Annotated in this window: 17 protein-coding genes; 5 read left to right on the forward strand and 12 right to left on the reverse strand. The window is 33.5% G+C overall.

Features of this window, described 5'->3' with window-relative positions; all coding sequences use genetic code 11:
• The first annotated feature begins 112 nt into the window (after positions 1–112).
• From NJT12_RS04565 to NJT12_RS04575, 3 genes are all read left to right on the forward strand, one after another.
• Positions 113–829, forward strand: coding sequence for a tRNA threonylcarbamoyladenosine dehydratase (locus NJT12_RS04565; protein WP_271334721.1), 717 nt, complete (start codon positions 113–115; stop codon positions 827–829).
• A 154-nt stretch (positions 830–983) separates the two neighbouring features.
• Positions 984–1,646 (forward strand): HAD family hydrolase, encoded by a 663-nt coding sequence (locus NJT12_RS04570; protein WP_271334722.1) that lies wholly within the window; start codon positions 984–986, stop codon positions 1,644–1,646.
• A 69-nt stretch (positions 1,647–1,715) separates the two neighbouring features.
• Complete coding sequence (locus NJT12_RS04575; RefSeq protein ID WP_271334723.1) at positions 1,716–2,558, forward strand: DUF2911 domain-containing protein; 843 nt, start codon at positions 1,716–1,718, stop codon at positions 2,556–2,558.
• 145 nt (positions 2,559–2,703) lie between these two features.
• Here the strand turns inward: NJT12_RS04575 and NJT12_RS04580 are convergent, their stop codons facing one another.
• The 12 genes from NJT12_RS04580 to NJT12_RS04635 form a co-directional block, all read right to left on the reverse strand.
• Positions 2,704–3,333 carry an MCP four helix bundle domain-containing protein gene (locus NJT12_RS04580; RefSeq protein WP_271334724.1) on the reverse strand — a complete coding sequence of 210 codons (630 nt, stop codon included), beginning with the start codon at positions 3,331–3,333 and terminating at the stop codon, positions 2,704–2,706.
• A 272-nt stretch (positions 3,334–3,605) separates the two neighbouring features.
• Complete coding sequence (locus NJT12_RS04585) at positions 3,606–4,097, reverse strand: hypothetical protein (protein WP_271334725.1); 492 nt, start codon at positions 4,095–4,097, stop codon at positions 3,606–3,608.
• 18 nt (positions 4,098–4,115) lie between these two features.
• Entirely contained in the window at positions 4,116–5,852 is a 1,737-nt protein-coding gene (locus tag NJT12_RS04590) for a sodium:solute symporter family protein (RefSeq protein ID WP_271334726.1), read from the reverse strand.
• A gap of 122 nt (positions 5,853–5,974) precedes the next feature.
• Positions 5,975–8,506, reverse strand: coding sequence for a PIG-L family deacetylase (locus NJT12_RS04595; RefSeq protein ID WP_271334727.1), 2,532 nt, complete (start codon positions 8,504–8,506; stop codon positions 5,975–5,977).
• Between the two features lie 178 nt (positions 8,507–8,684).
• Positions 8,685–9,206: a hypothetical protein gene (locus NJT12_RS04600; RefSeq protein WP_271334728.1), complete on the reverse strand. Its 522-nt coding sequence runs from the start codon at positions 9,204–9,206 to the stop codon at positions 8,685–8,687.
• Between the two features lie 192 nt (positions 9,207–9,398).
• On the reverse strand, positions 9,399–11,222 hold the full coding sequence (locus NJT12_RS04605) for a BamA/TamA family outer membrane protein (protein WP_271334729.1): 1,824 nt from the start codon (positions 11,220–11,222) through the stop codon (positions 9,399–9,401).
• A gap of 83 nt (positions 11,223–11,305) precedes the next feature.
• On the reverse strand, positions 11,306–12,406 hold the full coding sequence (locus tag NJT12_RS04610; RefSeq protein ID WP_271334730.1) for an AI-2E family transporter: 1,101 nt from the start codon (positions 12,404–12,406) through the stop codon (positions 11,306–11,308).
• Between the two features lie 109 nt (positions 12,407–12,515).
• Entirely contained in the window at positions 12,516–13,046 is a 531-nt protein-coding gene (locus NJT12_RS04615) for a mechanosensitive ion channel domain-containing protein (RefSeq protein WP_271334731.1), read from the reverse strand.
• A gap of 11 nt (positions 13,047–13,057) precedes the next feature.
• Positions 13,058–13,642, reverse strand: coding sequence for a Maf-like protein (locus tag NJT12_RS04620; RefSeq protein WP_271334732.1), 585 nt, complete (start codon positions 13,640–13,642; stop codon positions 13,058–13,060).
• Positions 13,635–14,561: a geranylgeranylglycerol-phosphate geranylgeranyltransferase gene (locus NJT12_RS04625; RefSeq protein WP_271334733.1), complete on the reverse strand. Its 927-nt coding sequence runs from the start codon at positions 14,559–14,561 to the stop codon at positions 13,635–13,637. The genes NJT12_RS04620 and NJT12_RS04625 overlap by 8 nt, the downstream gene beginning before the upstream one ends.
• Before the next feature lie 176 nt (positions 14,562–14,737).
• The gene (locus tag NJT12_RS04630) at positions 14,738–15,265 is read right to left on the reverse strand and encodes a KdsC family phosphatase (protein ID WP_271334734.1); all 528 of its coding nucleotides are present in this window, start codon (positions 15,263–15,265) and stop codon (positions 14,738–14,740) included.
• Positions 15,249–16,010, reverse strand: coding sequence for a Rossmann-like and DUF2520 domain-containing protein (locus NJT12_RS04635; RefSeq protein ID WP_271334735.1), 762 nt, complete (start codon positions 16,008–16,010; stop codon positions 15,249–15,251). The genes NJT12_RS04630 and NJT12_RS04635 overlap by 17 nt, the downstream gene beginning before the upstream one ends.
• 383 nt (positions 16,011–16,393) lie before the next feature.
• On the opposite strand from NJT12_RS04635, the gene NJT12_RS04640 reads away from it, so the two are divergent.
• A complete protein-coding gene (locus NJT12_RS04640) occupies positions 16,394–19,606 on the forward strand; it encodes a cytochrome c biogenesis protein CcsA (protein ID WP_271334736.1) in 3,213 nt (1,070 codons plus the stop codon).
• A gap of 145 nt (positions 19,607–19,751) precedes the next feature.
• A complete protein-coding gene (locus tag NJT12_RS04645) occupies positions 19,752–20,405 on the forward strand; it encodes a hypothetical protein (protein ID WP_271334737.1) in 654 nt (217 codons plus the stop codon).
• Positions 20,406–20,687 lie beyond the last annotated feature (282 nt).

Raw genomic sequence — 20,687 nt, forward strand, 5'->3', positions numbered from 1 at the left:
GAGAATAGAGAATAGAAGAAAGAAGCAAGATTAGCTGTTGGGTTTGTTGAAAGCTGGCGAATCTTAACTTGAAGCAAAATTTTAAAACAAGTAAAAAATAACAAAATAACATATGGCAGAGTGGACAGAAAGAGCCGAGCTTTTATTTACAAAAGAGGGATTACATAACTTGCAAAACTCGAATGTTTTGGTAGTCGGATTAGGAGGAGTTGGATCATTTGCTGCTGAATTTTTGGCAAGAGCAGGAGTAGGGAGCATGACTATTGTAGATGGAGATGTAGTGGATATCACGAATATTAACCGACAATTACCGGCACTAAATTCTACAGTTGGGCAACCTAAAATAACCATTGTTGGAGACCGTTTGATGGATATTAATCCTGAATTGAAACTAACACGCGTGCAGGAATTTTTATCTCCGGAAAGAGCTTTTGAAATCATTTCACCTGATTTTGATTATGTACTGGATTGTATTGACAGTGTAACTCCAAAATTGAATTTAATCATTGGAGCAAAACGTAAAAGGGTTAAAATCATTAGCAGTATGGGCGCTGGTGGAAAAATGTTAGCGTCTAAAGTAAAAGTGAGTGATATTTCTAAAACTATGAATTGCTTTCTTTCTAAAGCCATTAGAAAACGATTAAAAGGAGAAAATATTAATAAATTGAAAGTGGTTTTCTCTTCTGAAATCCAAGACGAAAAAAGCCTAAAACTGACTGACGGGAAAAACTTTAAAAAATCGTTTTATGGAACCAACAGTTATATGCCAGGATTATTTGGCCTGTATGCTGCCGAAACTGTGATCAGATATTTGTTGAAGAAAGAATAGATTTATTTTAGGTTTCAGGTTTTATTTGTTTCAAGTTCTGAACACGGCAATTTTTGTCAAAGTTTTAAACTTTAACAAGGATATCACAAGGGAGAAACCTGAAACAAAAAAACTTAGAGCCTTCGCAACTCAGAACCTTAGTAACTTAAAAAAAATGATAAAAACAGTAATTTTTGATATGGATGGTGTAATTGTTGACACTGAGCCTGTTCACCGTTATGCCTATTACAAACAATTTTCTGAATTAGAAATAGAAGTAACCGAAGAAATGTATACTTCGTTTACCGGATTTTCGACTCGTAATACGTTTCAGACCCTAAAAGGATTTTTTCCAACGATACAGCACGAGGTAGAAGATCTGATACAAAGAAAGAGAAGCATATTTAATGATGCTTTTGATACTAAAGAAGATTTGTATTTATTAGAAGGTGTCGAAAATCTTATTAAAGATTTATATGCGAGCGGAATACAATTGATTTTAGCTTCATCAGCTTCAAAAGTAACCATTGAACGTGTTTTTACGAGATTCAATTTACATCAGTATTTTACGGATATTGTGAGTGGGGAAGATTTTCCGCAGTCAAAACCAAATCCGGCCATTTTTTTGCACGCCGCTTCATTATCAATAGCTCCAAAAGAAGAGTGTATCATCATTGAGGACAGTACAAATGGGGTAAAAGCGGCAAAAGCGGCAGGTATCTTTTGTGTTGGTTATAACAGCCATCATTCTAAATTGCAGGATCTATCTGAGGCAGATATAATTATAAATAATTTTAACGAGTTAAATGCTCAAAAAATATCACAGTTACAGGGCTGAATTATAGAAAATTTAACATTTGTTCAGTATTTGAAGTTGTAAATTTGAACAAACAAAATATACTCAAACATGAAAAAACTACTTATTGCATTGGCCATTGTTTTGGCTCCATTTGCTACAGAAGCACAAATAAAAACACCACAAGCGAGTCCGAAAGGTTATATTAAGCAAACTGTAGGATTAACTGATGTCGAAGTTACATATTCCAGACCAGGCGCCAGAGGTAGAGCGGTATTTGGAAATTTAGTTCCGTTTGGTAAATTATGGAGAACCGGAGCTAACGAAAACACAATCATTAATTTTAGTGATGATGTTGTGATCGATGGCAAAACATTGAAGAAAGGAAAATATGCAATTTATACAATTCCGAAAATAGAAAGCTGGGAAGTGATTTTTTACCTTTCTACTGACAACTGGGGATTGCCTGAAAATTGGAGCGATTCGTATGTAGCTTTGAGAACTACGGTAAAAGAAGATGCTTTATCAACACCTCTTGAGACTTTTACGATTGGAATTAATGGTTTAGATCCAAACTTTGGATATCTGGACATGGCTTGGGAAAACTCTCATGTAGCCTTAAAATTTGAAGTTCCTACTGCAAAAATTGCAACGGCAAGTATCGAAAAAACATTAGCAGGACCAACATCTAACGACTATTTTGCTGCAGCGACATATTTGTTTCAATCTAATGGAAACATCGAAACAGCCAGAACTTACGTAGATAAATCATTAGATATGAGTACTGAGAAACCATACTTTATACTAAGATTAAAAGCACAGATCCAGGCAAAACAAGGTGATAAAAAAGGAGCTGTTGAAACTGCAAAAGCTTCTCTTGCTGCTGCTGAAGCTGCTAATAATCAGGATTACGTAAAATTGAATAAAGACAGTATTGCTGAATGGAGCAGATAATAATTCTTTGAATTATTAAAATCTAAATATTAAAAATCCAAATTCTAAACTTGTTGAAGTTTGGAATTTGGATTTTTTTTTGGTGATTTTCCAGTATAAACGATCTTGTAATTAAGGGAGAAGATACAAAACCGAAAAAAGTGAATTAGTTCATACTTGGCGGCTCCGGAATTTTGATACTTCTCTTAATTTTTTTTACGATTAACAGATAAAAAGTGATTCCGCCCAAAATTATAAGCAACGCAATTTGCAATTGACCCAGACTGTTATTTTTACTATACATAGCATTAGCGCTTGCCAATTTTGCCTTTCCTTCCTGGATCTGGATTTGCGATAAAGATTCTAAAGTCGTTAAAGCATAATGACTTAGGTTGGCAATCTTGCTCCAGTCTTTGTTAACCACTTGTTTGTCAATTTCTTTACACGTACTTAAGAGAATATCGAAATATTGTTTTTCTTTATTGGTCAGTACAGTCTTTGCGTATAAATCATCAATATTATGAATAATACTCAAAGTATGAATGATCTCGTCCTTTTTGATATTATCGCTTAAATCGAGTTTTTCCGCTTCGGCTTTTATGAAATGAAGCTCTTTTGAATATTGAAAAATATAGTGCGCTACAACCAATCGGTCGTTATAAATTTCATTAATATTTTTGTTTACGTTTTTTGAATTTTGCAGTGTATTAAAATTCCCCAGCAAAATGATCAGCATCACAATAAGTAAAATAAAAGCGGCCTTAGTTTTATTGCTATATCTCTTCAGGTCCTTCATAGTGATGTGTTTTTGCTAATTTGTAAATACTTAGTTTCTCAAAGATATAATTTTTGGGGTAGAATCAAAATGTTTTAGCTTTTACAATCTTTGGTAAAGTTTTAAAGTTTAGCGAAGATATGTTGAACGTCAATAAACAGAGTATGGTATTTTAGGATTATAATTTTCGGGAGCAATTTCCAGCTATTCACTTGTATCTTTTCCTTGCTAAAGGAGCAAGAAAAAGGATACCGCTTCTATCTGGGCTAGGGAATCTCTTTTTAAAAGAAAATTTATCTAAGAGAGTTTTTATTAATCAATTGCATTGTCTGCTTGTTTACAATGTCAGCACCTTCTCTTAAAAACGCCGGATTTGTACATTCTCCGTAACTGATGTAAACAATATTGTTATCGTCCTCCAGATTTTTATTTCTCTCCTTAGCAGTTCTGGAACTATCCAAACCCATAATCAATATAGCGGGAGTATTTTCATTATAAAGTTGTGTTGCAATTCCTATTAGTCTATTTTCAGCTGCAAATTGTATATCTTTCTCAGGATATGCTAAAAGATGCATGCAATACAAAAGAGAACAAAGTTTTGCATCTTTAAGAGCAGGATACTTCTCTAAAATCTCAGAACCCTGATTCAAATTATCAAAACATTTTGTAAAAAGTTGATATGAGATCGAATTGTCTTCAATTTCGCGACTCTGAGCAGTAGCATTTTGACTTTTTACCTGAGAGCATAAAATTAGTAATAGTAGGGAAAGAAATTTTTCGATCATAATTCAATAAAAAATTTCTTATTCCAAAACCACTTCCTCATTATCGGGTTCTTTTCTGAAAAACAGAAACTGAAGCACAAGAGATAATATTATCGTCAACATTGCTCCAATAAAATTCAGCCATAAATAGCCTAACTTTTCCTGACCACTTGGGTAAATTGCGATCATAAAATAGTAAATGATGAATATAGTAATTTGACTGATAATAGCACTAATAAACATTGCTTTTGCTTTTACTCTGTTTAAATAAAATCCAACTAAAAAGATTCCTAAAACAGTTCCGTAGAAAATAGAACCAATGATATTTACCAATTGAATTAAATTCTCAAACAAAGTACCAACGCAGGCAAAAAGTATCGCTACAATTCCCCAGAATAAAGTGAAGAACTTTGTTGCATATAAATAATGCTTATCCGATTTTTCGGTTTTCAGATTACGTTTATAAATATCAATTGCCGTTGTAGATGCCAAAGCATTTAATCCTGAGGCCGTTGACGACATTGCTGCTGAAAGAATTACAGCTAGTAATAAACCGATAAGACCTTTAGGTAAATAATGCAGGATAAAGTGAAAAAACACATAGTCTTTATCATTGGTTTCACTATTTGGGTCTGCTCTCAAGATGATTTCTTTGGCACGATCCCTGAGGTCTTTTTCTTTATTGGATATAGTCACTAATTCCTTTCGCAAAATTGGATTGTCAAAATCCTGATTCAACTGATCGATGTACAATAAATTAATTACTTTTTTATCTTCAGAAAGTGTGCTTAATTTTTTCTCTAAACCATGATATTCCTCTTTATATGCTGATTTTTCGATTACAATTTTATTATTCGGATTAAAATTTAAAGGAACGGGATTGAATTGAAAAAACACAAAAACCATAACTCCTGTCAGCAGAATAAAAAATTGCATTGGTACTTTTAAAAGACCATTCATAATCAATCCCATTTGACTTTCGCGAACCGATTTTCCAGACAAGTAACGTCCTACCTGTGACTGATCAGTTCCAAAATAGGCAAGAGCCAGAAAAAAACCACCTGTTATTCCGCTCCAGAAAGTATATTTTTCCTCAGGATTAAACGAGAAATCTACGATATTCATTTTATCATTTGCACCTGCAATATGCAATGCACTTGTAAAAGTCATGTCGTTTGGCAAATAATGCAAAATCAGGAAAAACGTAATAAACATCCCGGACATAATCACGAACATTTGTTGTTTCTGTGTTACGTTTACCGCTTTTGTCCCTCCTGAAAAAGTATAAATAATTACGAGAACACCAATCATGATGTTCATCAATGTTAAATTCCACCCCAAAAGAGCTGACAAAATAATGGCTGGTGCATAAATGGTAAGACCTGTTCCTAAACCTCTTTGAACTAAAAACAGAATAGCAGCAAGTGAACGGGTTTTTAAATCGAATCGTTTCTCTAAAAACTCATAAGCGGTAAATACTTTGTTCTTATGATATAACGGAATAAAGGTTACACAAATAACAATCATAGCAATTGGCAACCCAAAATAGAATTGTATAAAACCCATTCCGTCATGATACGCTTGTCCCGGAGTAGATAAAAACGTAATAGCGCTGGCTTGCGTCGCCATTACAGAAAGTCCTACTGTATACCAGGGTGTTTCGTTATTGCCCAGAATAAAATCCTCTACATTTTTACTTCCTTTGGTTTTCCAGGATCCATAACCAACAATAAATAAAAGTGTAACAATAAGTACGATCCAGTCAAATAGTTGCATAGGTTATGAGTATAATTGCATGATTAAGAAAAAAATAAGAATGTAAATTGCATTCGCTACCAAAACATAGGTGTAGCTTTTCTTCCATTTTTTTGTTTTTTTAGCTTCCATTTTTGAATGTTTTATTGCTTTAATTCTTGTTTTGGAGCTTCTACTGGCTGTTTTAACGAAATCATATTCGATAATAATCGATATGCACCGGCCACACCTTCAGGTAATTCTCTAAAAAAGCTTAATCCTGTGTAAATATAATATCCTTTTCCGTACGGTGCCACCAATAAGGCGCCATCTTTAGGCGATTCGCCTTTGTCGTGAGACGATAAAATAGGAGTAAAGGCGGGATCGTATTGATTAGGATAATATAAACCCTGCTCTTGTGTCCAGCCTTCAAAATCTTTAGAACTGATTTTATTTGGCGTATTTAATACAGGATGATTGGGCGCCAGAAAAGTTACTTTGGCATTTTCCTCAGTCACACGGTCATTTGATATTTTTAAAGGATATGGCGCAATCTGATCTGTTACAGTTTTTCCATAAGTATTGTACTGTACGATCATATTTTTACCGCTTTTTACAAAATTGAAAAGGATATTTTGTTTGTTAGCTAAAGCATTTACGGTATTATAAGCACGAACTCCGGTGATTACAACATTAAATGAATCCAGTTTTTCCGGTGTGATTTCTTCCGGTTTTATTATGCTCACTTTATATCCCATTTGAGCTAAACTTTCAGGTACTTCATCACCGGCTCCCATAATATAAGCTATCGCATCGCCGTTTGTTTTTAAGTCAATTCGAATGCATTTTGATTCAGCCGGTTTTAAAACCATTTGTTTGGTAATATGACTATAATCAATAATAGTCTGATCTTTATCAAAACGTTTATTATCAACAATTGCAACACTTTTAGCAATTGCTTCTTCCGGATTTACGGGCGGGGTAACTTCAAAATAAAAGATTTGCTCGTTTCCTTTTTTATCTAAAGTAAAAGGGATTTCTTTTGGAGAAATATTCCAGCTTTTAGGCAATTCTAATTGTAAGTTTCCCTTGATGCCATCTTTTCCTGCTCGTACTTTTACAGGGATCATTTTACTGGCGGTACTTCCAAAAATCAGCACTTTTTCCAGTATCGAAGTCGTAACTTCGGGAACAATATCCAGAAAGTTATACATTTCGCCTTTTACGCCATCATTATATTTATATACAACAGTGCGTTCAAACGGAATTTCAATACTATTTATTTTAATATTAAAAACGACTTTTACCTGTCTGATAATGTCCGGAATACCTATGTTTTCCTGATTAGAAACCGTGTACATTCCAACACTTGCCTTTTCTTTAAGCCAGTAAGGTTGTGTGTATTCAATATTGTCTGGAAGCTGAATTTGTAAGTTTATTTTCTGATCGTCGTTATTTTTTAATTGAATATTCTGAATCGTACTTTTATTATCCGGTAATGAAGTAACGCTCATCAATTGCATTTCTACAGAAGATCTGTTAATCGCTTCGAGGCTTAATCTTATCGCACTTCCCGGCGTTGCTTCCTGCTCACTGGCAACTGCTTCTAAATACAATCCTGAGCACGATGCAATTATATTTTTTATTGCCGCTGATTTTATAGTTTTCCAATGATCATCTTCTAGTGCTTCGATCATAGTGTAGGCTTTAACTAAATCCGGAACGCTTGCTGATGGATTGCTAAAATCATATTTTGCAATAATAGCAGTGATCAAATCGCCAACTGGTTTTCCGTTTTTAACACGATTCCATGAAGTATCAATTCCCTCGAATATATTATCACGTTCTTTAGAATTGTCACCGTTTATAAGTTCCAGATATTCAGTTTCTTCGCCACGAACACCTGTGCTTCCAAAACCTTGTGATTGGTGTCTGCTTCGGCTTAACGCCGCAATTTCCTGATTCGATTTTCCAATTCCTGTATAATATACACCGGTTTCCAGTTTAGTGAATTTTGATTTATTGGCGGCATCAAATTTTTCCTGACTTCCGTAAAACCACCACGAAGGATTAAAAAACAATCGTTTTACCTGCCACGGTTTTACATGTTTTAGTTGTTCAGGATATATTTTTGGGTCATTTGTAAGCTTGAAACTTTCAACACTTAACATCGCTGATGATGTATGATGTCCATGTGTTGTTCCGGGTGAGCGGTGATCGAATCGATTTATGATTACATCTGGCTGAAATTTTCTAATAGTCCATACCACGTCAGCAAGTACTTTATCTTTATCCCAGATTTCTAAAGTTTCATCAGGGTTTTTTGAATAACCAAAATCATTGGCACGTGAAAAAAACTGTTCGCCACCATCGATTTTTCGGGCTTCGATTAGCTCCTGAGTTCTTATAACCCCTAATAATTCACGTAATTGCGGACCAATTAAATTCTGACCTCCATCGCCACGAGTTAAGGATAAGTATCCTGTTCGCGCATTCATCTCATTTGCCATATAAGAAATTAAACGGGTGTTTTCGTCGTCCGGATGTGCTGCCAAATACAAAACGGAACCTAAAAAGTTCAATTTTTTTATTTGATTATAAATTTCGACAGAGTTTAATTTTTGTGGTTGTTGTGCAAAAGAAAGGGAAATCCCTGTTAAAAAAACAAGAAGAATTCGTATCTGGATTTTTCGCATAATGTCTTTTAGTGTTTTGAAACTGCTTCAAAAATACTAATTATATCTTTGAACCGTATTTAAATGAAATGTTAATGTTTGGTTATTGATTTTCTTTTTTAAGAAAATTTGATTCAAAAAAAAAGAGCATCAATTTATTTGATACTCTTTTTGTGTCGAAAATTTATTTAGATATTGATTATCTTCTTCCTGAACCATGTCTGTGATCATCATCACGTCTGTCGTGTTTATCGTGTTTGTCGTGTTTGTCGTAGTGTTTGTTATCATAATGCTTATAATCTCTGTGATCATTACGACGATCGTTGTAACCATAAACTTCTCTTGGTCTGTAGGGTCTTTGAGGAGCTCCGTGATATCCTTTATAATATCTTACTTTGTGACGATCGAAGTATGTATATGGTGTTCTTCCGTGGTAATCGTTAAGAACTACTTTATAACCTCCGTACAAATCATAATTACTGTATTGTCTTGGCAGGCGACTCGCTCTTACCCATCTTCCTCCTCCAAAATAAATAAACTGAGAAGCTCTAACATCATAATAAGCTTCGATATCCGGCAAGTAATAATATTCCATTTGAGCATATCCTGCAGGTCCCCAGGCAGGCGGTGATCCTATGTTAACATTTATTGATACCTGAGCTTGTGTGGTACTTGCAACCAAAAGGAATAATCCCGCAATTGCTATTTTTATTGTTTTCATTTTGTTTAGTTTTAATATTAATGTTATTCTGTTTATGAATATTCATATACTGTGCCAAAAAATGAAAACTCAGTGTATTTCGTCGGAGAAAGTATGCATTTTAACGATTGAATATTGCTGGTTGTATTGTAAAGTTTTGATTTTTAAAAGATTCTGTCGTCTTAAGATTTGGTTAAGAATCGTATTTTTTTATTATTTATATTCGACAGTTCTTGGTTTTGCCAACTCAAAACTTTGTAAACCAAAATCAGTAGTTTCAAAAGTATTTGTTTTAAATACATTGTCTCCCTGATAAGGGATTGTGGGATAATATGAAATTGAAAGTTGAAATGAACTGAATACTAAATAGTCATTACTGATCAATAAGCCTAAAGTCACTTTTTGATATGCTTTGTTTCTTCCCATCGCATTCTTTGGAGCTCCTAATACTGCTACTGCATAATTAAAAAACGGATTCATACGAAATCCCCAAAGGGCATGAGGTGAGTATGTTTGTGTTTGTAGTGATAAAAGCATTTTATTGGTACCGTAAACAGCACTATTAAAACCTGCCAAACCATTCTGATTATTTATATTCAGTTGATCACCAATAATATCTTCACGATTTATACCAATAACAACTTGTGGGTTCACGAACTGTCTTAGTTTCCATGTTCCTATGCTGTAAAGTTTTGTAAAATAATTGGTTTCCATCGAAAATGCCGTCTGATAAGTTTTACCCTGATGGAAAAATGTTCCGGCTTCAAAATTCATACTCAAAAAACCTAATCGATAGTAATTTCCAAAAGAGAATTGTGCACCAACATAAGGCCGCCAAAACGTATTTTTATATTGATATCCTAATGTAATTCCGTAAATGCGTCCAATAGGTACATCTTCAGTTTGTCCGTTTCTAAAAATGTAGCTGTCTTTGATAAATTTACGCCTGTTAAGTCCAATTCCGGACAAGATAAATTTCTCGTCAGAGTAGAATCGCGTAGGGTCGTAGAGATCAGATGGAGATTCACTATAATTTATATTCAGAAAACGTGCGCTTGCTACTAAATTTGTTATACCGCTTTCATCTTCAAATACTTTTGAAGCATGTCCTGCCCATAAATCCTGAAAGTTGTTTTTGAAAGGCTGATACGCATAAGACATATCCGGCGCCTGCAAAGTATCTCTCCTAAAATTCTGACCTACATATACACCACCAGCCCATTTGGTTAAAGGAGAGTAAAAAAGGCGTTCGACGTTTATACTTTTAGTATAATTATTGTCGAGATCCATTTTATAAAATAAAGTAGTTGCAATATAAGTATTCTTGATATTAGGTATAGTATAGGTAACTTCATTAGCATTTCGTCCATCATCAAACCTATTCGTAAATTGATATTCTAGTTGCTGGCCTGAACCAAAGAAGTCTTTTTCTTTTACCCCCAGAGAAACCTGATTACTGGAAATTGAAAATTTAGGAATAGTACTCCATGAATCTAAAACCCGAATGGTCACGTCGACAGAATCTGAGGCTACACCAACAACTTTATTGGTTATTCTCACTGCTGTTACATATTTCTGAGAACGAATTAAACGTTCAGATTCCTGTACTTTATATGTGTCGTAAACAGCATTTCTTTTAAACAATAACAAATTAAGTATTGCAATCTTTTTTGTTTTTAAGTGTAACCTGTTTCCTGTTCTTTCTCCCCAGTTTCTCGGCATTTGAGTGGTGTCATTAACAGAATGTCCAAAGGGGTCCAGGGTTACAATATTGATATTACGAATAATTTTTCCGCTAAAATCTGTAGTGTCATTTTGTACCAGGATTTCTTTTTTTCTGGTTTTGCTTCCGCGAAAAAATAATTTATGCAGAGTTTGTGTGAATTTATTTTTTTTAGAATAATTCTTAATCTTGTTATATACTTGAATACTGTCTTTTTTATCATGAGCATCTCTTACCTTATCTGTCTGGGCATAGGCATTTGGTAAGCAGAAGCATAATAAAATGAAAACTACTATTTTTTTGTTTACAGACATTAGATAATTGATGATGGCTTAAAAGTTGATTTTGATATGAATATAAGAAATTTGTCGGATTATTTTTAATATTTAACCACTATTTAGTTTTCAGCTTTTAGTTTTCGGATTCTCCATGTAAATCTTTTAGGCATATGATTACCCATAAGATACCCCCAAGGCTCTAAAGATTCAATTCTGTCAAATATAATTTTTAGAATGGCTAAAAGCGGAATGGCTAAAAACATTCCCGAAATTCCGGCAGCCGCTCCTCCAACGATAATTCCCATAATAGAAACAAAAGCATTAATTTCTACTTTAGAATTTATAATTAATGGTACAAGGATATTATTATCTATAAACTGAACAATAATATTTACAATTAGAATACCCAGGATAATAGATGATTCCGGAGTTCCTGTAAGAGAAGCCATGACTGTAATGATTCCTGCAATTAAAATACCAATGTACGGAATCATATTCAGGATTCCGGTAATCAACCCTAATAAAACAAAGTATTTTACGCCAATAATCCAAAGTCCTAAACCGGTTAAAATGGAAACTACGATCATTTCAAAAATTAAACTTAGAATATAATTGTTGATTGAAACTTTTATCTGAGATAAAATATCTTTTAAAGCAGAATGATCTTCTTTATTAATCAGTTTAGCCAGAAATAATATAAAATGATCTTTATATAAAAGGAATAAGAAAGTATAAATTGGGATAATAGTGCAATCTAAAAGCAGATCGCTGATAGATAATATTGCAGAGCCAATTGTGGCTTTTCCGTTCTGTACGGAATCTTTGGTTACGGTATCAAGATATTTTTTCTGTTCCCCGATGCTGACATGAAATTTATCTTTTATAAAATTATGGATGTCTGTTATAAAAGAATTGGCATTTTTCTTTATTGTTTCAAAATCGTTTGCAATATCGCTTACCTGATAGGATATAAAAACTAATATGCCAATAATAAAAAGGGCAAAAATCAAGATACAGCAAGCAGCTGCAAGATGTCTTGGAAATTTTAATCTGGTATGCAAAAAAGTAAAAATCGGTACTAATAATACAGCAAATAAAAATGCCATTAGCACGGGGGTAATAATATCTTTTCCGATACAAAAAATAAAAGCGAAACTGATTAAGCTAACTAAAACTAAGGCAAGTTTAGCATAAAATGGTAATTTTATGGAATGAATCATTTTGTTGGGTGATTTAATAAACTAGTAATTGGTAAAACAAATATTATATTTTATTTAAAAAATATCGTTTTAGCTTTTTAGTATTAGTTTATAAAATTCCCATTATAATTTAATCATAAAACTCTTTGTCCTCGTAATGCGCTGGCATTATCGAAATACCTTTTTGAAGCAGCAGGTTGTTTGGAAAAATGATTTTTTCTCCTTCTTTTGTCTTTAGATTAACGTGAAAAGCACTGATATCCTCAATTTCTGCTTCGATAGGAAAGTCCTTATCATGAATTTTAATAGTATCACCAATTCTAAAAGGAAAAGAAAAAAACAAAATCATTCCTGAAGTAATATTGCTTAAAATCGACCATTGTGCAAACATTGCGACTCCAATTACGGTTGCAATAGAAGAAACTGTTATAAAGATATCTTTTGTTTCGACTCCCCAAATTACAATCAGGCTAATCGTTACCAATATGTTCATCAGGATATGAATATACTTGATAACGAGATTTGTTCGATGCTCTAATAATTGGCTTGTACTGGCGTAACGACGAATTAATTTTGCGATAATGACTCTTAATGCCGCTAAAGCAAAAAGTAGCACTATCGTAGTTAATATTTCGTGACTATATTCTTTTAAGGAAAACATAAATATTTTTTTTAAACTAAAGTACTCAAATATTCGTAAACTTTAGCTGTTGGCAAGCCCATAACATTTGTATAAGAGCCTTCGACTTTTGCAACTGCCATAAAACCAAACCATTCCTGAATACCATAAGCACCGGCTTTATCATAAGGTTTGTAGTTTTCTATGTAATATAAAATAGATTCGTCTGATAAATCATTAAAAGTAACTTTAGTAACGTCATTGATAACAGTCGAAGTAAAGCTTGTTCTAAAGCATACTGAGGTAAAAACTTCATGTGTGGCACCAGACATAGATTTGATCATTTCAAAAGCTTCTTCGGGACTTTTTGGTTTACCTAAAGCCTTGTTTTGATGCCAGACAATTGTATCGCTGGTTATTAAAATTTCATTTTCTTTTAATTCCCCATCAAAAGCACTGGCTTTTAGCGCTGCTAAATAATCCGTTATTTCAACCGCTTCCAGTTCCGGCGGATATATTTCTTCTATTTCTTTTAATCTAATTTCGAAATCAAGATCAAGGTCTTTAAAAAACTGCTGTCTGCGAGGTGATCCTGAAGCAAGAATTAAGGTATATTGTTTTAGTTTTTCTTTAAGCATTGTACTTGATGTTTAGGGGGACAATTAAAATAGTTAAGATTCCGAAAAACAAAATCAGTTTGAGGATGGTACTCAAATGATGAAAATCGTTTTTAGATTTTGCTGAAAATATTTTTACAATAAAATATAAAAGTGGTGCCAAAACAAAAGCAAAGGCATAAAATGTAGCAATATTAAGCTTGTTCTGAACGAAATATTTATTGATATAAAGCAAACATAAAAGAAACGGAATAACAGCAAGACCAATAGCAATTTTTGATGTTCTGCTAATTCCTATTGCAATTGGCAACGTATTCATTCCTTGATTATAATCGCCATTTACATCTTCTATATCTTTAATAATTTCGCGAAGAAAATTAATCAGAAAAGCAAATATCGCATAATCAGTTAAGATGGAAAATAAACTTGCCATTTGTGCCTGATTTTCATGATTAATTACCGGAAAAATATCAAAAACACCAATGATAAGAATACTCAATGCAAGCAATAATGCCACTACAAAATTACCTAAAATCATGATTTGCTTTAGGGTAGTAGCATAAAAATAAAGAAGAGAAGCAATTAGAATAAAAAGAGAAGCGAAGCTGGGCTTCATGATAATGTTCGATAAAATAAAACCAATGGCAACACCAGTAATATTAAGTCCTATGTAAATATTATAAGCTGCCGTTTCAGAAATACCTTTGTTAATTACTACATCTTCGGGTTTATTGATCGTATCAGCTGCAACACAATAAATACTATTAATAACATAACCCGCTGCCGCCAGTAAAACCGTACTCAAAATCAATAATCCGAATTGCCAGTCGTTTAAAGCAAGAGGTATATTTTGCTCTTTTAAAAATGCATAACGAAATAATGCCTGCATAAAAGCAAGCAGTATTAAGTTTCTATATCGAATGAGTTTTAGGAATTTCATTTTTTTTGAGGTTCTGGGTGGCTAAGTTGGTAATGGACTAAGTTTTTTTTTAAAAGATAAAAAAGGTTAAAAGAGGCAGAGTTACAAAGTTTTTTTTAGGTTTTCTTCGCTTAAGGTTTTACTGATCCACAAACAGTTTGTGTAATTTCAAACCTGAAACCCGAAACAATATTAACTTAATCGTGCTGCCCGTTAAAATATTCCATCCATTTTCCTTGTACTTTCATGACTTGTTCAATTACGTCACGCGCGGCACCTCTGCCACCTTTTACGTGAGATACATAACGGCAAATGTTCTTGATTTCAGGACTTGCATCTTGCGGACAAGTTGGCAATCCTACTAATTTCATTACATGAAAATCAGGAATATCGTCGCCCATATACAAAACCTGCTCAGGTTTAATGTTATATAAATCAGTGTATTCCTTAAAGGTTTTTACTTTGTCAGGAGTTCCTAAATGAATGTCTGTAATTCCTAAGTTTTTTAATCTAACACGCACACCTTCATTGCTTCCTCCGGAAATAATACATACGTTAAAACCACTTTCAACAGCTGCTTTCATCGCATAACCATCACGAATATTCATGGTACGAAGCATTTCTCCTTCGTTGGTTACAAAAACCGAACTGTCTGTAAGTACGCCATCAACATCAAAAACAAAAGTTGTGATGTCGTTCATTATCTCTTTAAAATGTTTTGCCATTATCTTGTATAGATTGTGTTAGTATTTTATAAATATTTTTTTGATTTTCTTTGGTTAAATACTCCAAATGCGCTTCTATTGTATTAGAATCATGACGTTTTGCAGGTCCTGTTTGAGCATCAACGGGATCGAGTGTATTTATTTTCTCTGCAGTTTCCTTAATTAAAGGTTTCAAAACTTCAAACGGAACCTGATGTTCTTCACAAATTTCCTGTCCTATTTGATATAAATGATTCGTGAAATTATTGACAAAAACCGCCGCAACGTGCAACGCTTTTCTCTGATCTGAATTAATTGCAAAAACAGCATTCGAAATACTTTTTGCAACAGTTTCTAAAACGCGAAAATCAAAAGTGTTTTCAGCCTCTAAACAAAGCGGAACTGTTGAGAAATCAATTTCTTTACTTTTAGAAAATGTCTGAAGTGGATAAAAAACACCTTTCCTGTTTTTTGAATCCAAAACATCAAGCGAAGCCGCACCCGAAGTATGGACGACAATTCGGTTTTGAAAAGGTAATTGTTTCGAAACGTCTGCAATAGCTTTATCAGAAACAGCAATAATGTATAAATCAGCCTCTTTTAGATCTTCAAAATCGTTTACAATTTTATCGAATTCTATCAGGGAAGCCAGTGTTTCCTTCTTTCTCGAAAATACCTGTACAATTTCAACAAGTTCACTTTTAGTGAAAGTTTTTATCAAATGTTGGGCAACATTCCCGGAACCAATTAACGTTATTCGAATCATAGCGCAAAATTAGCATTATTTTTTTTAAAGAGAATAGTCATAGTAAAGTTTAGCCACAGTTTGCGCAGATTAAATGTATTTTGACCCGATATTATTTTGTTAACGATATGCAAACACTGTTACAGAGCCAGATAGTAATTAAGCTTTGATTTCATAACGTGATGAAACAGCGTTCTATTATAAAGAACTTATAAATCTTCATCTAATAACAAAGTCTCTAATAAATATCACTCAATATTGGTTTGTAAAATTAAGCGTACATTTTTGCGAATTTAACTGTAATGCCGATTTGTTTTTTAGTTTTTATTAACAAAGTTCAAATATTGGAACTCAACATTTTTAAGTACTTTTGTGCCACTTTTATACAATGTAATTCCTCAAAAATGGATAAAAAAATATTCTCTTTTTTGTTTTCTACACGATTAATGTCTGTTCTTTTTTTAACATTTGCAATCGCAATGGGTGTTGGTACTTTTATCGAAAGTAAGTACAATACAGATACAGCCCGAATTTTAATTTATAATACCTGGTGGTTTGAAGCGATAATGGTGTTTTTTATGATCAATTTCTTCGGAAACATCAAACGCTACCAATTGCATAAAAAAGAAAAATGGGCAACGCTTATACTGCATCTTGCCTTTATTTTTATTCTTTTAGGAGCATTTATTACGCGTTACATCAGCTACGAAGGCATGATGCCAATTCGTGAAGGTGCTGCCGAAAACCAAGTGTACTCAGACAAAACATTCTTAACTGTTTTTGCAGACGGAGAATATAAAGGCGAAATGAAACGCAGATCTTTTGATAAAGCGTTATTGTTTTCACCTGTAACAAATAACAATTTTACACTTTCAGGTAAATTTGACGAAACTCCTTTTGAAGTGAGTTATGTTAATTATATTATGGGAGCAAAAGAAACGATAAAACCGGACCCAAAAGGGACTTTATACCTTAAACTTGTTGAAGCGGGTGCTGGCGGACGTGAAGAGCATTTCCTGAAAGAAGGAGAAGTTCAGAATATTCATAATGTATTATTTGCTTTGAATAAACCAACTGATGGCGCAATCAACATTAATACCACTGGTGATAAATATACTATTCAGACTCCTTTTGAAGGAGAGTTTATGAGAATGGCTGATAAATTAAAAGGTGCTGTTACCAAAGACAATGTACAGCCACTTATGATGCGTTCTTTATATAGTATTGGAGATATTAGAATTGTTTTCCCGGATCCTGCAGTAAGAGGAGTTGTAGATTATGAATCGAACAATGACTTTAAAGCAAAAACGCATCACGATGCCTTAATTGTAAAAATTAAAGCGGACGGTCAGGAAAAAGAAGTAAGACTTTTAGGTTCTAAAGGTAGTGTAGGGGAGCCACAAACTGTAAAAATTGGTAAAGTAGAGTATAGCTTGTTCTACGGAAGTAAAACATATATCCTGCCTTTTAAAATAAAATTAAATGATTTTATTGCAACAAAATATCCAGGAACAGAGAAAAGCTATTCCGCTTTTGAAAGTAAAGTAACTGTTCAGGATTCAACCGAAACTTTTGATGCTGACATTTATATGAACCACGTTTTAGATTATAAAGGATACAGATTTTTTCAATCTTCATTTGATCCGGACGAAAAAGGAACAGTATTGTCTGTAAATCACGATTTCTGGGGAACTTCTATTACTTATTTAGGATATTTTATGTTATACTTTGGTTTGATGGCGATTATGTTTACCAAACATTCACGTTTTGCTGATCTAAAACGCAAATTAGAGAATGTAAAAAAGAAGAAACTAATTACGATCCTGATTTTAATGCTAAGTTTTAGTGGTTTTGCTCAGGCGCCACACGTTCACACACCAGGTGATGATCATGATCACAATCATAATCATGCGCCTGCAGATCCTAACGATCATGCCAATCATGTAACTGCAGCGCCAAGCCAGAAACAAATAGATTCACTGTTGACGATTTACAAAGCTCCGGTAGAACATGCCGCTAAATTTGGCCGCCTGATTATTCAGGATGCCGGTGGTAGAATGAAACCTATTAACACTTTCTCATCTGAATTGTTGAGAAAAGTAAGCCAGAGCGATACGTATAACGGAATGAATTCTGATCAGGTTTTCTTGTCGATGACGCAATACGCTCAGGTTTGGATCCAGGTTCCGCTTATTTATTTAAATACAAAAGATGATAGTATTCGTAAAATCATTGGCGTAGACAGAAAAGCAAAACTGGTACCATTTGTAAAATTCTTTGATGAAAACGGAAATTACAAATTATCTCCTTATTTAGACGCGGCTTACAAAGCAGGGAATCCAAACAGTTTTGAAAAAGATTTTATCGAAACTGATAAAAAAGTAAATTTAATGGAATCTGCATTAAGCGGAAGTATTCTTAAAATTTTCCCGATTCCAAACGATCCAAACAATAAATGGATTTCTTATTTAGAACTGCAAAATGCAGGATTAAAAGGAATGGATTCTACTTATGTCAAGCAGATTTTACCAATGTATTTTAGTGCTTTGAACAACGGATCTATTTCAAGAGATTTTAAAACTGCTGATCATTTGGTAGAAAGTATTAATGGTTTTCAGAAGAAATTTGGAAGTAAAGTGCGTCCAAGCGATAAAAAAATCGATCTTGAGATTGCTTATAATACGTATAACATTTTACCAAAGATGTTCTATTGGTATTCTCTTGCCGGAATTTTTATGTTGATTTTTACCTTGTTTAATGTTTTCTTCGATAAAAAGTTTTTACGCATAACAGTAAACGGTTTTCATGTATTAATCGGGATAATATTTGCATTTCATACAGTCGCATTAATAGCCCGCTGGTACATTTCAGGTCACGCACCTTGGAGTAATGCTTACGAAGCAATTGTGTATGTAGCATGGGCAACGATGTTCTTTGGGTTAGCTTTCGACAGAAAATCAAAACTTACCGTTGCATCAGCAGCATTTGTTACTTCTATGATTTTCATGGCAGCAAACGCAAACTGGATCGATCCTGAAATCGCAAACCTGCAGCCGGTTTTGAACTCTTATTGGTTAATGATTCACGTAGCAGTAATTGTAGCAAGTTACGGACCATTTGCATTGGGAATGATTTTAGGTTTTGTATCGTTGATACTGATCTTCTTTACCAACGAGAAAAACAAAGCCAAAATGGATTTGAATATCAAAGAAATTACGTACATCAACGAGATGGCCTTGACGATTGGTCTGATCATGTTGTCTATTGGTAACTTTCTTGGAGGACAATGGGCCAACGAAAGTTGGGGACGTTACTGGGGATGGGATCCAAAAGAAACATGGGCTTTAATTTCGATTATGGTGTATGCCTTTGTAATTCACGCTCGTTTTGTTCCTTCGTTAAGAGGACAATGGTTCTTTAATTTAATGAGTATGTACGCTTTTGTTTCAATTTTGTTTACCTATTACGGAGTAAACTTTCACTTGGTAGGATTACACTCATATGCAAGTGGAGACGCACATTCATTGAGCTGGACCTGGTATTCATTAGGAACTATTTCGCTTATTGGAATCCTGACCTATCCAAAATACCGCAAGTATTATAAAAAGAAAAAATAAGTAAATAAGGAGTTTTATTAATTCGTAAAAAAGGTTCAACTTAACGGTTGAACCTTTTTTTTAGATTAAAATTTGCCTCTTATAAAATAAGAAAACATTTAGGATTTGTTATTTTTGATCCTATGATTTAAAAGTCATTAAAGTTATGATAAAAGATATCGCAGAAAAATTATTAGGACGCTCACTAACCAATAAAGATGGTTTTGATAGCGACACAATCCATAAAACAGAAATTAAATTAGGGCAAAAAATTCCAGTTGCCTTAAAAGAGTTTTATCTGGCTGTGGGAAAACTGGATATTTTCATGTCTTCATTTCAACGTTTTATTCAACCTGAAGATTTATTTTTTGAAGATGAAAAATTAGTCTTTTTAGAAGAAAATCAAGGGGTATGTTATTGGGGGATTAGTTTAGAAAGCCCGGACGGGAATCCTTTAGTTTTTCAAATTCAAAATGCAGAAGATGCTAAATGGCACTCTGAGGAAATTTTACTTTCTCATTTCATAGAAATGATCTTATACGGCCAATGTGCAGAAGGAGGATATGAATTTTCAGGAGCGATCTATGATATGGATCAGGATGAATTATTAGAATTTTTGGAAGAAATAAAAACAAAAGACTGGCAAAAAGTCGTGGACCATAATAATTGGATTATCTATGAGAATAACAGAAAATTAATATGGTACTATACTGACAATCAGGGAAATTTATCTGAAGATTATCCTTTGTTTGTTTCTATTCCAACAAAATCAGATTTATTGGAAATGGAAGAAGAATTTGGTTTTTCTGACCTGGATTAAATAATAATAATAATAACCCGTTGGGTGCAATTAAGTTAAAAATACAAACCGTATAAATTAGAACGCGGATAAAACAGATTTGCTTTGCAAAACGCAGATTTTCGCAGATTTTTATATAGAATTTAAAAAAGATCCGTTTAAATCCGTGTCTTCGTGATAACGAATCCGTCAAATCCGCGTCGAAATATATGTTTTTTTAATTACACCCAACGGGTTAATAATAATAAAAGGTTCAGCTGTCAAGTTGAACCTTTGTCGTTTTTATCAATAGAAATTTGAAAC

It is taken from the genome of Flavobacterium azizsancarii, from assembly GCF_027980145.1.
Classification (GTDB): domain Bacteria; phylum Bacteroidota; class Bacteroidia; order Flavobacteriales; family Flavobacteriaceae; genus Flavobacterium; species Flavobacterium azizsancarii.

Bases quoted from the DNA above. Each gene is read 5' to 3' on its own strand.
- NJT12_RS04565 (WP_271334721.1), top strand. From the start codon at position 113: ATGGCAGAGTGGACAGAAAGAGCCGAGCTTTTATTTACAAAAGAGGGA.
- NJT12_RS04570 (WP_271334722.1), top strand. From the start codon at position 984: ATGATAAAAACAGTAATTTTTGATATGGATGGTGTAATTGTTGACACT.
- NJT12_RS04575 (WP_271334723.1), top strand. From the start codon at position 1,716: ATGAAAAAACTACTTATTGCATTGGCCATTGTTTTGGCTCCATTTGCT.
- NJT12_RS04580 (WP_271334724.1), bottom strand. From the start codon at position 3,333: ATGAAGGACCTGAAGAGATATAGCAATAAAACTAAGGCCGCTTTTATT.
- NJT12_RS04585 (WP_271334725.1), bottom strand. From the start codon at position 4,097: ATGATCGAAAAATTTCTTTCCCTACTATTACTAATTTTATGCTCTCAG.
- NJT12_RS04590 (WP_271334726.1), bottom strand. From the start codon at position 5,852: ATGCAACTATTTGACTGGATCGTACTTATTGTTACACTTTTATTTATT.
- NJT12_RS04595 (WP_271334727.1), bottom strand. From the start codon at position 8,506: ATGCGAAAAATCCAGATACGAATTCTTCTTGTTTTTTTAACAGGGATT.
- NJT12_RS04600 (WP_271334728.1), bottom strand. From the start codon at position 9,206: ATGAAAACAATAAAAATAGCAATTGCGGGATTATTCCTTTTGGTTGCA.
- NJT12_RS04605 (WP_271334729.1), bottom strand. From the start codon at position 11,222: ATGTCTGTAAACAAAAAAATAGTAGTTTTCATTTTATTATGCTTCTGC.
- NJT12_RS04610 (WP_271334730.1), bottom strand. From the start codon at position 12,406: ATGATTCATTCCATAAAATTACCATTTTATGCTAAACTTGCCTTAGTT.
- NJT12_RS04615 (WP_271334731.1), bottom strand. From the start codon at position 13,046: ATGTTTTCCTTAAAAGAATATAGTCACGAAATATTAACTACGATAGTG.
- NJT12_RS04620 (WP_271334732.1), bottom strand. From the start codon at position 13,642: ATGCTTAAAGAAAAACTAAAACAATATACCTTAATTCTTGCTTCAGGA.
- NJT12_RS04625 (WP_271334733.1), bottom strand. From the start codon at position 14,561: ATGAAATTCCTAAAACTCATTCGATATAGAAACTTAATACTGCTTGCT.
- NJT12_RS04630 (WP_271334734.1), bottom strand. From the start codon at position 15,265: ATGGCAAAACATTTTAAAGAGATAATGAACGACATCACAACTTTTGTT.
- NJT12_RS04635 (WP_271334735.1), bottom strand. From the start codon at position 16,010: ATGATTCGAATAACGTTAATTGGTTCCGGGAATGTTGCCCAACATTTG.
- NJT12_RS04640 (WP_271334736.1), top strand. From the start codon at position 16,394: ATGGATAAAAAAATATTCTCTTTTTTGTTTTCTACACGATTAATGTCT.
- NJT12_RS04645 (WP_271334737.1), top strand. From the start codon at position 19,752: ATGATAAAAGATATCGCAGAAAAATTATTAGGACGCTCACTAACCAAT.